The 13,436-nt window shown below is 66.3% G+C and carries 14 protein-coding genes; 10 read left to right on the top strand and 4 right to left on the bottom strand.

What is annotated here, in order from left to right; genetic code table 11:
- The first annotated feature begins 45 nt into the window (after positions 1–45).
- Entirely contained in the window at positions 46–594 is a 549-nt protein-coding gene (locus tag NM962_17855; GenBank protein ID UVO11774.1) for an AAA family ATPase, read from the top strand.
- A 20-nt stretch (positions 595–614) separates the two neighbouring features.
- On the opposite strand, the gene NM962_17850 is transcribed toward NM962_17855, so the two are convergent.
- Positions 615–1,226 (bottom strand): GNAT family N-acetyltransferase, encoded by a 612-nt coding sequence (locus NM962_17850; protein UVO11773.1) that lies wholly within the window; start codon positions 1,224–1,226, stop codon positions 615–617.
- A gap of 54 nt (positions 1,227–1,280) precedes the next feature.
- On the opposite strand from NM962_17850, the gene NM962_17845 reads away from it, so the two are divergent.
- A complete protein-coding gene (locus tag NM962_17845; protein UVO11772.1) occupies positions 1,281–2,237 on the top strand; it encodes a dipeptidase in 957 nt (318 codons plus the stop codon).
- On the opposite strand, the gene NM962_17840 is transcribed toward NM962_17845, so the two are convergent.
- Positions 2,234–3,160 carry an alpha/beta hydrolase gene (locus NM962_17840; protein ID UVO11771.1) on the bottom strand — a complete coding sequence of 309 codons (927 nt, stop codon included), beginning with the start codon at positions 3,158–3,160 and terminating at the stop codon, positions 2,234–2,236. The genes NM962_17845 and NM962_17840 overlap by 4 nt on opposite strands.
- Positions 3,161–3,217: 57 nt before the next feature.
- Here NM962_17840 and NM962_17835 point away from each other — a divergent pair, with 57 nt between their 5' ends.
- The 5 genes from NM962_17835 to NM962_17815 all read left to right on the top strand — a co-directional run bounded on the left by NM962_17835 (position 3,218) and on the right by NM962_17815 (position 8,309).
- Complete coding sequence (locus NM962_17835; protein ID UVO11770.1) at positions 3,218–3,571, top strand: VOC family protein; 354 nt, start codon at positions 3,218–3,220, stop codon at positions 3,569–3,571.
- Positions 3,572–3,693: 122 nt separating this feature from the next.
- On the top strand, positions 3,694–4,182 hold the full coding sequence (locus NM962_17830; protein ID UVO11769.1) for a hypothetical protein: 489 nt from the start codon (positions 3,694–3,696) through the stop codon (positions 4,180–4,182).
- 265 nt (positions 4,183–4,447) lie between these two features.
- Positions 4,448–4,924 carry a hypothetical protein gene (locus NM962_17825; protein ID UVO11768.1) on the top strand — a complete coding sequence of 159 codons (477 nt, stop codon included), beginning with the start codon at positions 4,448–4,450 and terminating at the stop codon, positions 4,922–4,924.
- A 1,736-nt stretch (positions 4,925–6,660) separates the two neighbouring features.
- Positions 6,661–7,356, top strand: a complete 696-nt coding sequence (locus NM962_17820) for a DUF5631 domain-containing protein (GenBank protein UVO14811.1) — start codon at positions 6,661–6,663, stop codon at positions 7,354–7,356.
- Complete coding sequence (locus NM962_17815; protein UVO11767.1) at positions 7,353–8,309, top strand: hypothetical protein; 957 nt, start codon at positions 7,353–7,355, stop codon at positions 8,307–8,309. The genes NM962_17820 and NM962_17815 overlap by 4 nt, the downstream gene beginning before the upstream one ends.
- Before the next feature lie 64 nt (positions 8,310–8,373).
- On the opposite strand, the gene NM962_17810 is transcribed toward NM962_17815, so the two are convergent.
- Both NM962_17810 and NM962_17805 read right to left on the bottom strand, forming a co-directional pair.
- Entirely contained in the window at positions 8,374–8,649 is a 276-nt protein-coding gene (locus tag NM962_17810; protein UVO11766.1) for a hypothetical protein, read from the bottom strand.
- A 48-nt stretch (positions 8,650–8,697) separates the two neighbouring features.
- Entirely contained in the window at positions 8,698–9,642 is a 945-nt protein-coding gene (locus NM962_17805; GenBank protein UVO11765.1) for a DUF4226 domain-containing protein, read from the bottom strand.
- Positions 9,643–9,842: 200 nt separating this feature from the next.
- Here NM962_17805 and NM962_17800 point away from each other — a divergent pair, with 200 nt between their 5' ends.
- From NM962_17800 to eccB, 3 genes are read left to right on the top strand one after another with little or no spacing between them, the layout of a single operon-like run.
- On the top strand, positions 9,843–10,421 hold the full coding sequence (locus tag NM962_17800; GenBank protein ID UVO11764.1) for an IS607 family transposase: 579 nt from the start codon (positions 9,843–9,845) through the stop codon (positions 10,419–10,421).
- Positions 10,421–11,878, top strand: coding sequence for an IS607 family element RNA-guided endonuclease TnpB (gene tnpB, locus NM962_17795; GenBank protein UVO11763.1), 1,458 nt, complete (start codon positions 10,421–10,423; stop codon positions 11,876–11,878). The genes NM962_17800 and tnpB overlap by 1 nt, the downstream gene beginning before the upstream one ends.
- Positions 11,879–11,936: 58 nt before the next feature.
- Positions 11,937–13,436 (top strand): type VII secretion protein EccB, encoded by a 1,500-nt coding sequence (eccB, locus tag NM962_17790; GenBank protein ID UVO11762.1) that lies wholly within the window; start codon positions 11,937–11,939, stop codon positions 13,434–13,436.

The following is a 13,436-nucleotide window of genomic DNA, read 5'->3' as shown; positions in this document are numbered from 1 at the left end:
CTCGTTTGTCCGTCGCTGCTCGACTTCGCGGGTAGCTTGGCGTCCGTGACCGGACGCGTGATCATCCTGACCGGCCCACCCGGGTCGGGAAAGTCAACGCTCGCCTCGAAGATTGCCTCCGGCTATGGCAAGGGCGTTCATCTGCACACGGACGACTTCTGGCACTACATCGTTTCGGGCGCGATACCCCCGTACGATCCCGCTTCTGAGACGCAGAACCAGACTGTCATGGACGTGATCGCGGGTGCCGCCTATGCCTATGCGCTCGGCGGCTTCATCACCGTGATCGACGGGATCATTGGGCCGTGGATGCTTGATCACTTCCGAATCCGCGCAACACAGCACCCGGACCTGCCGCTCGACTACGTGGTCCTCCGGCCGCAGCGCGCCATCACGCTGCAGCGGGCCCGGGCCCGAACAGCGCCGAGCGCCCTCACCGACGAGGCGCCGATCCTGTCGATGTGGGATCAGTTCGCCGATCTCGGTGAGTTCGACAACCACGTACTCGACACCTCGAGCGAAGCGGAGGAGCACAGCGCCCGCCGGGTGGCAGATGCCCTCCGTGGTGGCCGCTTCCGCTTGTTTGCCACCTAGCACCTTGCACTCCTGCGCCCCTAGCGAGTCTGCGGCTCCCGCCACATCTTCCACAGTGTCGGCCCACCGTTGGGGACGTTGATCTCGCCGATCACCCGAAATCCGAAACGCTCGTAGTACGGCACGTTTTCGTGCTTGCTGGACTCCAGGTAGGCCGGGCAGAGTTCGGCATCGCAGCGATCCAGCCGCGGCTGCATGACGGCCTGCCCGAAGCCGCGTCCCCGCACCGCCGGGTCACTGCCGATCACCGCCAGATACCAGTGCGGCTCTTCGGGGTGGCTGGCATCCAATAGATCTGTCAGCGCGCGACCTTGCGAAAGCCGGAAGCCGAAGGACCGGAACAACGACGGCACCATGCGCAGCTGCGACCAGATCGACTGCTTCCAGCGGTTGGGCGGGTCCCACAGCGCAGCCGCCCCGACGACTGCGCCATCGTCGGCCACCTCGACGCCACCGCCCGCCAGGTGATGAACCCGCGTGGAGGTGCCGAAGAACGTCGTCAACTGCTCGGTGCGGGCCTGGTCGTCGGGAAGCAGCCACATCGATACTGGGTCGTCGTAGAACGCGCGCCCCAACGCCTGCGCCAGCGAGGGGATGTCCGATTTCAGCGCGGGCCGCGAGTCGATTGCCATGGGGCTAGGTTAATGCGTCGCATTCGGGCGGTGTGCAGAGCAAGATCAGCGACTATGAGCACGCTGCTGTGGGACCAGCACACCTGCCTGCCATTGCAGGACAGCGCCGAGGTGGCCCCGCTGACCCGCTACCAGCACTCTGGCGGCGCACTGCTGTCGGTGAATGCGGGCTACGCTCCGCAGCGCTTGGCCGACACCTTGGCCCTCCTGCGGCACTTCCGCCGTGCCATCGACGTCCATCCAGATCTCACGGTGGCGGCCACCGTCCGCGACGTCGACGCGATCACCGGCGCCGGGGGCATCGCGGTGGTGTTCGACCTGGAGGATTCCAACCCGCTCGACGACGACCTGACCAACCTGGCCGTATTGGCCGAGCATGGGATTCGCACCCTGTTACCCACCTACAACCACGCCAACCGTGCAGGCAGCGGCTGCCTGGACGCCGTGGACGAGGGACTGACCGCGTGGGGCCGCGCGATCGTGGCCGAGATGAACGCCGTGGGCATGGTTCCCGACGGGTCACACTGCAGCGCCCGCACCGGCCTGGATATGTGTGCTGTTTCGACCGCCCCGGTCATCTACAGCCATTCGTGTATGCGCGCCCTGTGGGATCACCCGCGCAACATCACCAACGATCAGGCCCGAGCGTGCGCGGCCACCGGCGGTGTCGTCGGCATCACTGCGGTGGGAATCTTCTTGGGCCCCAACACTCCAACCCTCGACGCGGTAGCGCACCATCTGGAGTACGCGGTCGAGCTGGTTGGTATCGAGCACGTCGGCGTCAGCACCGACCACTCCTTCGACCACGTCGACTTCAATGCCGAGCTACTCGCTAACCCGCAGCTGTTCGACGAGAGCTACACCCGCTGGGGCCCGATCCAGTGGATGCCTCCGGAGACCTGGCTGGGCCTGCGCCATCACCTGTCGGCACGCGGCTGGGCCGACGGCGACGTCAACGCCGTGCTCGGCCGCAACTTCCACCGGGTGGCACGCGAGACCTGGTGGACCTAGGTCCTGTGTTCTCCGTTGACGAAAGACTTTATGGTGCTGATGAATTCGCTTGGCTTCTCCACCAGTGGGCTGTGCCCTGATCCGGCGATGACGACCGGCTGCAGGCCGGCCTGGCGATAGCGATCGACGTTCTGGGCAGTCGGGGTCAGCACATCACTGTCACCCCACACCACCAGCACCGGCTTGCCCAGACCCGCCAAGCGGTCGGCCACCGCTTGCTGTTCGTTGATCCAGCCCGCGGTCTTCGCGTCACACAATGCGTTGTGGGTCATCTGTTTCAACGACCGGTAGGCCAACGCGGGAACCGGAAAGTCGGCGTCGAATCCGGTCTGCAGCGAACTCTTGTCGACGGCGTCGAGGCTGCGCAACTTGTCCACTGCGGCACCGAGCACCGGCCAGCACACCGCGTTGCTCAGCGCGGGCATGGCGGTCATCCCCAGCGCCGCGGGGGTGTCGGAGACGACCACGCGGTCCACCAGGTCCGGTGCGCTCTCGGCCAACGCGGTGGCCACCGTCCCACCCATCGAATGCCCGACCAACACCGCATGCCGCACGCCCAGGGCGTCGAGCGCCTGGTGCACGGCGGTGGCCTGTCCCATCGCGCTGTAGGCTGCCGCGTCGCTCGGCGCCTCCGAACCGCCATGGCCGACCAGGTCGATCGCGACCACGCGGGCACCTTGTGCCAGTGCCGGCGCCACCGCCTCCCACCACTGGATCGACGCCGAATAGCCGTGCAGCAGCACAATGGCTCGGTCCCCACCCGAGCCGTACTCACGGACGTTGAGATCCGGTCCCGGCAACTCGAGCACCCGCCCCTGCGCGAACGGCTCAGCAACTCGTGCGATGCGGTCGGTAACCATGGCATTGACCAGCAGGGCGACAAGGACGAGCGTGATGACCAAAGCGGCAAGGCGTTTACCCACCCGCTGACCGTATCCCGGTCCTAGCCTGGATCGAGATCGAATCCACAGGAGGTAGCAGTGAGCGACCACGACATTCGGATGATCGTCTTGTCCACCGACGACCTGGACGAATCGATCAAGTTCTACAGCGAAACCCTGGGCATGCCGCTGAAGTTTCGCGACGGCGCGCACTTCGCTGCGCTCGACGGCGGGTCGGTGACGCTGGCGTTGGCGACCGCGGTGGACCACCCCATTCACGGGCAGGTGGTGGTCGGGATCAAGACCGACGACGTCGACGGCGCCGCGAAAGCTATCGAGGCCAGCGGCGGCGGAATCGTGAAGGGCCCCTACGACGACGCCCACGAGCGCCGGGCTGTGGTCTACGACAACAAGGGCAATGGGCTGGTGTTCTATAAGCCGTTGGGGCGGTAAGGGGTCAACCGGTTAAGCACGGCCGGTCCCCTGGATAACAGGTTGTCCCGCCCTGAGTTCGCCCCTATTGCGAGGCAACGATGTAGGGGCTTAGCGCCTGGTTGAGGGCTACCATCCGGAATGTGACCACCACACCACCTCCTTGGCCCACGCCGCCTCCCGCTCAGTCACCGCGGCGGTCCACTGCGGTATTCGCGGCGCTTGCTGCATTGCTGTCAGTCGCCGCGTTGATCGTGGCGATCATTTCGCTAACCCGCTCAGCAGACGGGTCAACCCCTCGTTACACGGCCGCGCAGCAAGCCGACGCCAAGAAGCGTCTCTGCGACAGCTACAAGCTTGCAGCTCACGCGGAACACATTGAGACGAACACGCCTAACAACACTGCGCTAGCGCGTCTCTCGGCAACGAACGGCGCCCTGATCCTGGGGACGGCCGCAGCGGACCCCGCCCTCGACGCTGAGTATCGCGATGCTGCCCGCGCACTCGCACTCACTTACCAGACCCTTGTGGCTGTCTCCACGGGCAGAGGCGAAGGCAACCCGGAGCTCGAGGCGGCGATCACCGACGCAAACACCAAGGACCGCGTGATGATCGACCTGTGTGGCGATTAGCCTCCTTCGATGGGACGTCGACACCGTTCGAAGGTGCGCCGATGCGGCGATGTCGGCTCCTACACAACCCACTCGCGCGATGTGCCTGTCCGATTTGAACGCCGAGACCGTATCCCGCTGAAGTGTCAAGTAGACCTTTCCCAGGGGCCAGATAACGCGCTTCCCCTGCCATTACGTTCAGCGTCCAGGACGTCCGCCTGCCGAGCGAACGCAGTCTCAATCAGGATGTAAACGTGAAATCGCGTTGAGGGCTACCATCCGCAATGTGACCATGCCATCGCCCTCTTGGCCGGCGCTTCCCACCGGTCAGCAGCGCCAGCGGTCTGCCCTAGTGTTCGCGACACTACGTGCATTGTTGGGTATCGCCTCGATGATCCTCGCAATCGTGGCGCTCACTCGCCCCCCAACCAACCGGACCTATTCGGCGGCCCAAAAGACGGTCGCCAAGACCGATTTATGCGGTCAGTTCAAACCTGCCATGGACGCTGTCCACATCGAGACCAACGGTCCCGACGCAGGCTTTGGGCGTATCGCCTTGGTGAACGGCGCCCTCATCCTCGAAACCGCGGCATCCAGCCCCGCATTGGAATCCACCTATCGCGATTCTGCGAACGCGGTGGTGCAGACGTACGAGAGCTTGGTTGTTGAGTCGTCCAGAGGTGGAGCGGGTGACTCACGATTCGATTCAGCGGTAGACGCCGCAAACGCTAAAGAATGGCGCATTAAAGGATTTGTGCGGTGACTGATCTGCCGACTGACCTACCGCCGGGTAAATGGTCGTTTTACTTGGTCGGTGCGTGGTGGCCCGCCCCCCCAACGGAACCCGAGGAGGGTGCCCAGCACTGGTCTAGTCAATCCGGCGCCAAAGAGAATGAGGCTATCGAACTCCGGGAGTTCACATACGGCGTAAGTGCGAGGAACAGTGGAAAGACTACGGAAGACGAGCTGATCCGGCTACGTATCGGCTACAACCGTCTGACGAACGCCGCCGAACACTGCAGAAGCAAAAGCACAGCTAGCGACAGCGTCGCCAAGGCCGTTAAAGACCTCCGTCAGAACTTGACGAATATCGCCGACCAGTACAACCCAAAAATCGACGGCCTGGTAGCGAAAAATACACCCGAGGCAATGACCGAAGCTGTCGGACTAATCGTCGAAGCCAACGGCAAAGCAACCGAACATAGCTCAGAAGCCAACCGACAGATCATTGAGGTAACCCAACAGATGTTCAAGGATCTGGGCATCGAAGGCGACGCCCAGAAGTGGCTGCAAGATAACGGCGCAAAATTCGGCCCACCACCGTCCCAACTACCCACCGCCGAAGATCTGAGCAGAAAGGCGGCTGGTACCGACCAGCTTCCATTCCCGTACGGCAACGGGTACGCGGAAAATCACGCAGCTCCCAAGAGCGTGGACGAACTCCTTCTTCTTCTTCTTCCGGAAGGCCGCGCCAACAGCGGCGCAGGCGGCAACGACACTGGAGCCGCGGGGGGCAGTGGAACCGGCGGCGCCACAGCCGGCACGAGCAACAGCGGCAGCGGTGGCGGAACCGGCGATGCCACAGCCGGCACCAGCAATAGCGTTGGCGGAACCAGCGGCGGCGCCGGCGGCACCAACAGCGGCGGCACGGGCGGCAGTGGAACAGGCGGCGCCACGGCCGGCACGGGTAACAGCGGCAGCGGTGGCGGAGCCAGCGGCGGCATGGGCGGCGAATCCAGCGGCACAGGGGGTAGCGGCAACCTTGGATCGCCAGGCAGCCAAACAATTATCCCCGGCCTCGGAACACCCGGCGTAAGCACACCGCCTGCCCCCGGCGGCGTATCCAACGCAACTGCGATGGGCAGCGGCATGCCACCTCCCGTGGCCACCGGCATGTCAGGCCTGGGCGGCTCGCCCGGCGGCGTAATGCCCCCCGGCCTTCCCGGCGCGGGGCCCGCTCAGGCGTTCGCGTCCGGTATGCCTGGCGGTGGGCCTGCCGGACCGGGCGGACCGCCATCGCCATTGGCGCCGGGCGGAGCAGGCCCCGGGGGATTTGGTCAGCCATCGCAGATTCCCCCCTCGCCGTCGGTGACGCCGATGGCGGGTGGTGCGCTAGGCAATATGGCCCAATTGGCCACCCCCAACACTGAGATCGCCCCGTCCGCACCCACCGCCGGCGCGACACCGGCAGCACCAACGGCACCGCCAGTGACAGCGAGCCCGACCTCTGGATCGTCGGGGACGATCAGCGCCGGCCCGGTGGCCCCGTCGGGCCCCTTGCCCGGCTACGGGGCAGATTTGCGCCCAGCTGCTGGAGCCGTCCCGGCCGCACCCACGGCGCCAGTCGGACCCGCGGGCCCAACTCCCCCGCCCTCGCCCGGCGGCGCCACGACGCCGACGTCCGGGGGACCAGCGGTCGCCTCCGCCAGCGATCGTCCGGCACCAGGCAAGCCGGCGCCCGGCGCACCCAGCCAGTCCGGCACATCGGTGGCCGGCAGCATGGGCGCCGGGGGCACGGCCGGGGCGGGAGCCGGTACGGCGGCCCGGCGTTTGGCCGAACATCAGGACCTGCAGCGAAAAGTCGACGCGGTAGCCCGTCAGGCGCCGAATCTGGCCTGGGCGGCCGGTCTTCGCGACGACGAGACCACCACCGTGCTGGCCACCGACTTGGCGGGCGGCTGGATCCCGCCCACCGTCAAACTCCCGCCCGGGCTCACGTTGCTCGATCCGGCCCACCGCCGCCGCGACACCAGCGCGGTCGATCTGCTGGGTGCGGTGATCGCGGCCGCCGCCCATCAACCGAACACCTACGTCACCGAGGCCAGCCCGAACGATCCGATTCCCGGCAGCGGGGAGCGCGCCCGCTATGGCCACCATGTCGACGAACTCGGTCCCACGCTCATCGACATCGCCGGCACCAACGATGGCCTACCGCGGATCGTGCAGACCGTGGCACGCGCAGTGGCCCGCAGATCCGGCGTCGCCGACAACGAAATCGAGCTGTTTCAGCAGGTAGTCACCGACACGCAGGCGCGAGTACTGTCGGCCTATCCCCAGCATGCTCCGCGGGATGTCGCCGACTGGATGCTGCTGGCGGCCATCGACGCCCTGATCGACGGAAGCGAAGAGCTCGCCCGCTACCACCTGGCGTGGTACCTGGCAGTGGCAGTACGGCATGGAGGGGTGATGCCATGACAGACGACTTCGTTAAGCATTACGGTGCGGACTTCTTGCACATTGCGCTCTCCCAGCCCCCGGCGGCGATCCCCCCTGGACCGGTCCATCCCGGTGGATCGTCCCCGGTCGACGCCACGATGGCCGCCTTCGGTGCCGCAACCAACCTGAACCTGGTCGAGGAGAACACCGAACTCGCCAACGATCACCGAGACCGCGCCGGCCACGCCGCCGATGCCGTGCGAAAGTTCGCCGAGCACGAGGCCGACGCGGCATCGAAGTTCCAGAACGTCGCCTCGCAGGGTGACGCCCTGATGGCACAGCAATCACCGCAGGAAGCCATGGGCGGGGCGATGCAGGGTGTCAACAGCGCGATGCAGGGCATCACCAGCGCGCTCAGCGGGGCCCTCGGCGCGGTGAGCAAGCTGCCCCAGGGATTGATGCAGGCCGGCCAGGGTGCGTTGTCGCCGCTGATGAGCGCTGCGTCATCGCTGGGCAAGGCCGGGCTCGGCGGCACCACGCTGGCCTCGAACATCAGTCCCGACCCCGGAATGAGCGGTGGAGATATCGGCTCCGGCGGAAGCGGCGGAGGGCTGGGCGTGGGCACCACGCCGGCCAGCAACCTCGGCCCGCCCCCGGTTCCAGGGACCTCAACGCCGACAACGCCGGCCAGCTCCCTGGCCAATACCGGTGCGGCCGGTCCCGCAGGCGGTGCGCCCACCGCGGGTGCGGGCGGCGGCGGGATGATGCCGATGATGCCCGGCGGGGCCGGCGCCGGCGGCAAGGGCGGCAAAGACGACAAGACGGACGCGAAGCGGATCGCCGCCCCCGGCGTGGCCAACGGCCAGCCCGTCAAGGGCCGCACGACGGCCCCGCCCAATGTGCCGGTGACCAAGTCCGTCGCAAAAGATCCCGGGCACCCTGGCATCACACCGCTCAAGCGCATCGTGGACAAGAACGACTCCTCGAAGTGACAGACCCGTCGCAGCGCTGATCGAAGCGGCGACTACATGTGCCGTTGTGACACACTCGGCCGAATCATTGGTCCACCTCGCGCCGCGAAAAATGAACCCGGACAAGCAGATAGACACCTCCGAGTAGGCAGGACACCATGCGCAGCGCGGCCAGCCAGACCTTTCCATTCCCCGAAGACAGCTCGATCATGAGGAGGGGAACACAGAGCACCGCAAAAACGAGGAGTGCCACGCCGAACGCTCTTACCCGGCCGGGGTTTTTATCCAGTAAAGGCAACGTCCCTGCCGCTACTAACAATGGCAGCAGTACCTGGAATAAATCACGGAACAAATTGATCACCTAGCGCTCGAAGGATGTCTAGTTCGACACCGAAGGAAACCGTCCGCATTACGTTGATCCGCTCAAGCACCGGATAATGTCGCCGATATTCAGCACACCGTCTCCCAGCGCCCCCGCGGCAGCGACGATCGCGATCGGCGGAGCCTCCGCAAGCGGTACCGCGCCGGCGACCCCCAAACCATCCAATCCGAGCGCGAAAAGGCTTCTAGCTGCGTCGTCAACGCTACATTGGCCCGCCTGCGCCGCTTGCAGTACGCGGATCACCTGCTCCTGCTGCCCCTTCGCGTAGCCCGCTCCTAGTGTGTCGGACAATGCCTGCGTCCACTCCGCTGGAGTCCGGTTTGGAACATGGTTGTTAATCCACTGGGTCCCTGCTTCCGCGACTTCAGGGGGAACCCAATATGGCCCAAATTTCACCGGTGGCACCTGAGGGGTCTCACCCGACGGTCTACCACCGAGTTCCGGCGGCAATTCCGAAAGCGGATGCCCGGTGGGGGGTTGCGGCATCGGCGGATCAGATGGGTCCGGCTTGAACGGAGGTGACTGCGGATTTCCAATGCCGTGCCCAAAGCCGACCATTTGCGCCGACTGGTTCGCGCCGTCCGGGCCTGTTGGCCCCTTCGGCCCACTGGACGCCAGATCTTCAGGAGCCCGGTATCGCTCGGTCAGCGCCTGCACCTGCGCGCTCCGCTGCTGACTATCCGCTGCGGCATCGGAGACGACTTGGTGGATTTCCCGAGTCTTGCCCACGAGAAAGGTCTGGAACTGACGGGCCCCGGCCGGGGTGTCCAGGCCCGGCCAACTGGCGGCGGCCTGGCGGATCGCGGCCTCGATCGCATCCAAACGCTGCCGCGCCTGCACGTTGTGCTGGTGCGCACCGCGCAGGATCCCCTCGAAGCGTCCGTCGAGTTCCACCGACGTGACCAGCCGCTGCACCAACTGCTCTTCTCGCGTGCGGGCGGCAGCGGCGAAGGCGCCCAACTGGTCAGGCATAGCCCAAAAGGTACGCGCGTCGGCGTCATCGCGTGTGCGCAAGTGACTGGTTCCCGCTGGCCAAGGCCAGTAATGTCGTCGCGGTGCGCTTTGTCGCCGCAGGGGGCGGCGCAGCACCGCCGAGCGTGCGCCGTTAGGGGGTTTTGAACTGCTCGTTTGAATGTGAGTGTTTGTGATCGAATGTGTGTTTTGGTGAGTGTGTGAAGTTGGCTGAGTGGGCGCGTGCGACTGGTGTGCATCCGCAGACTGCGTACCGGTGGTTCCGTGAGGGCCGGATGCCGGTGCCTGCTCGTCGGTTGGAGTCGGGGACGATCTGGGTCGATGCTCCGGCCGCAGGGGAGGCTGGTCATACCGTCGTCTATGCGCGGGTGTCTTCGCATGATCAGCGATCGGATCTGGACCGTCAGGTTGCACGACTGACTGATTGGGCTACCTCGAACGGGCATGTAATCGGCGAAGTTGTGACCGAGGTCGGGTCAGGGGTGAACGGGAAACGACCGAAGTTGCGTAGGATTCTGTCGGACCCATCTGTTTGCGTGGTGGTTGTGGAGCACTGTGACCGGTTGGCGCGCTTTGGGGTGGAGCACCTCGAAGCCGCATTGTCCGCGCAGGGCCGCAAGGTGATCGTCGCTGACCCCGGCGAGACCACCGATGACCTGGTGCGGGACATGATTGAGGTGCTGACCTTGATGTGCGCACGCCTGTATGGCCGCCGTGGCGCGCGGAACCGGGCTATGCGAGCGGTCACCGCAACCAAACACGCTGAGGTTGTTGGGTGATGGCTAGGTTCGAGATTCCCGACGGTTGGACCGCGCAGGCGTATCGGTTCGCGTTGGATCCCACGCAGGGGCAGTTGCGGGCGTTGGCGTCTCATGCTGGTGCGGCGCGGTTCGCGCACAATCACATGTTGGCGTTGGTGAAGGCCGTGATGGACCAGCGGGCGGCTGAGCGTAGCTACGGTGTGGGCGAGTCTGAGTTGACCCCGGTGTTGGGGTGGTCGTTGCCGGCGCTGCGCAAGGTCTGGAATGCGCGCAAGCCCACTGTGGCGCCGTGGTGGGGCGAGAACTCCAAGGAGGCCTATAACACCGGCCTGGACGGGTTAGCCCGCGCCTTGGACGCCTGGTCGGCCTCGCGGCGTGGTCAGCGTGCCGGCAAGGCGGTCGGATTTCCCCGGTTCAAGGCTGCTCGCGCAACGAAATCAGTGCGGTTCACGACCGGAGTCATCCGGGTCGAAGCTGACCGTCGCCATGTCACGTTGCCGCGGTTGGGTGCGGTCCGCACGCATGAATCGACCCGTAAGTTGGCCCGCCGGATGGAGGCCGGGACGGCGCGGATCTTGTCGGCCACCGTGCGCTGCGACACGGCCGGGCGCTGGCACTGCGCCCTGCAGGTGATCGTCGAAGCCAAGATGCGGCCTGCACACGCACGCCGTTCGGCTCATCGGGTGGTTGGTGTCGATGTCGGGGTGAAAGCCGACAGCTTGTTGGTGGTGGCCACCCCGGACGGGCGTGAGGTCGCCCGGGTGCCGGCGCCGAAGTCGTTGACCGCCGCCCAATCCCGGTTGCGAATATTGCAGCGCCGCGCTGCCCGCCAGCACGGCCCGTATGACCCGGCCACCAAGGCCAGGCGTGTGCCGTCGAAGCGGTGGCGGGCCACCCAGGCCCGCATCGGCCGCGTCCACGCCCATGCTGCGGCGGTGCGCCGCGACGTGTTGCACAAGGCCACCACCACTTTGGCCCAACAGCACGACGTTGTCGTGGTGGAGACCCTGAACGCCTCCGGCATGCGCTCCAAAGGTGGCGCCCGCAAACGCGGCCTGAATCGGGCGCTCGCTGATGCCGCCCTGGCACAGATCCGGCGCATGCTGGCCTATAAGTGCCGTTGGTATGGCAGCCATCTGATCGAGGCCGGCCGGTATTTTCCGTCGTCGAAGACGTGCTCGGCGTGTGGGGGGCGAAAGCCAAACCTCACCCTCGCCGATCGAGTTTTTGAGTGTGACGACTGCGGTGTGCGGATCGACCGTGATCTGGGTGCTGCGATCAACCTCGCCCGACTCGGCGAACCCCCTTGGGGTGAACGCAGTCCCGCCGGGAGTGGCCCGGCGGCAGGACGTGGAGCCACGCGTGAGACCGAACCCGCGCCAGCGGGCAACGCAGCCGGCGATGAAACGTCAAACCTGCACCACCAGCCGGTGGATCAGACGGGGACCACCTCACCGCAAGGCGAGGCTGCCTAATGAACACGCAAACGGGACACACTCACGTTTGCCCACCAAAAGGCAACGGTAGCAGAGCATGCCGCTGAGTCTGTCGAACCGGGACCAGAACTCCGGTCACCTGTTCTACAACCGACGACTGCGCGCAGCCACCACCAAATTCTCGGTGCGCATGAAGCACGACGACCGCAAACAGACCGCCGCCATCGTGCTCTCTATCGTGCTGATCTTCATCGGCATGGGCTGGATGCTGCTGCTGAACGTGCTGCGTCCGGCCGGGATCGTGCGCACATCGTCGATCGTCGGTGACCGCGACTCCGGTGCGATCTACGCGCGCATCGACGGGCGGCTGTACCCGGCGCTGAACATCACCTCGGCGCGGCTGGCGGTCGGCCACGCGGAGGTACCCACCTGGGTCAAACCCGCCGAGATCGCCAAATATCCGACCGGCCCCACGATCGGAATCCCCGGCGCCCCGACGTCATTGGTCGCCAACACCGGCGCCCCCTCGGCCTGGGCGGTCTGCGACACCGCGGGCTCTCCGCGCCGTGCCGAACCACCCGTGGTGACCTCGATCGCGGGCCCGTTGAGCACGGCCGGCCGCGCCGCCCCGCTGGCCCCGGGCGCAGCCGTGCTGACCCGCTTCCAGGGCGCCACCTACGTCGTCTGGGGCGGCAAGCGCTCCCAGGTGGATCCCGCCGATCGGGCGATCACGCTGAGCCTCGGCATCGACCCGGGCCTCACCGTTCCGGTGGAGATGTCGCGGGCGCTGTTCGATGCCCTGCCGAGCACCGAGCCGCTGCGCGTCCCGGTGATCCCCTTGGCGGGCACACCGTCGGCGTGGGTGCCAGGCTCCCAGGTCGGTGCGGTGCTGGAGACCCGGACAGCGGGTGGCGGCTCCCAGTTCTACGTGCTGGTGCCCGACGGGGTCCAGAAGATCACCAGTTTCGTGGCCGACCTGATCCGCAGTGCGAACTCGTTCGGGTCCGTGGCGCCGCTGGTGGTCAGCCCGGACAAGCTGGTCAACATCCCGGAAGTCAGCACGCTGCCCGTGGAGTACTACCCCAACAGCAGGCTCACGTTCGTCGACACCACCGCCGACCCGACCACGTGCGTGGGCTGGGAGAAGGCACCCGGCGACCGGCAGGCACGGATCACCCTGTACAGCGGGCGAGGCCTGCCGGTGTCGCCCGCGATGGACAACCGGATCGTCCGGTTGGTGCGCGATGACCGCAGCCCCACCTCGGTGGTGGCCAACCAGGTCTTGGTGTTGCCGGGCGCAACTAACTTCGTCACCTCGACCAGCGAACTGCTCGACTCCGATTCCCGCGAAACCCTGTTCTGGGTGTCGCCCAACGGTGTTCGGTTCGGCATCGCCGGCGAGAGCGAGACCCTGCGGGGCCTCGGACTGGATCCCGGCTCGGCGCAGCAGGCGCCGTGGCCGTTGCTGCGCACCTTCGCGACCGGTCCGGAACTGTCGCGGCATGCCGCGCTGCTGGCCCGCGACACCGTGGCGTCGACGGGCGCGGTGCAGCCGGTGGCCCCCAACGATCAGCAGGGCGTCCCGGGAGGGCACTGA

It is taken from the genome of Mycobacterium sp. SVM_VP21, from assembly GCA_024758765.1.
GTDB lineage: Bacteria > Actinomycetota > Actinomycetes > Mycobacteriales > Mycobacteriaceae > Mycobacterium > Mycobacterium heraklionense_C.
This window is presented reverse-complemented; position numbering and strand designations above follow the sequence as displayed.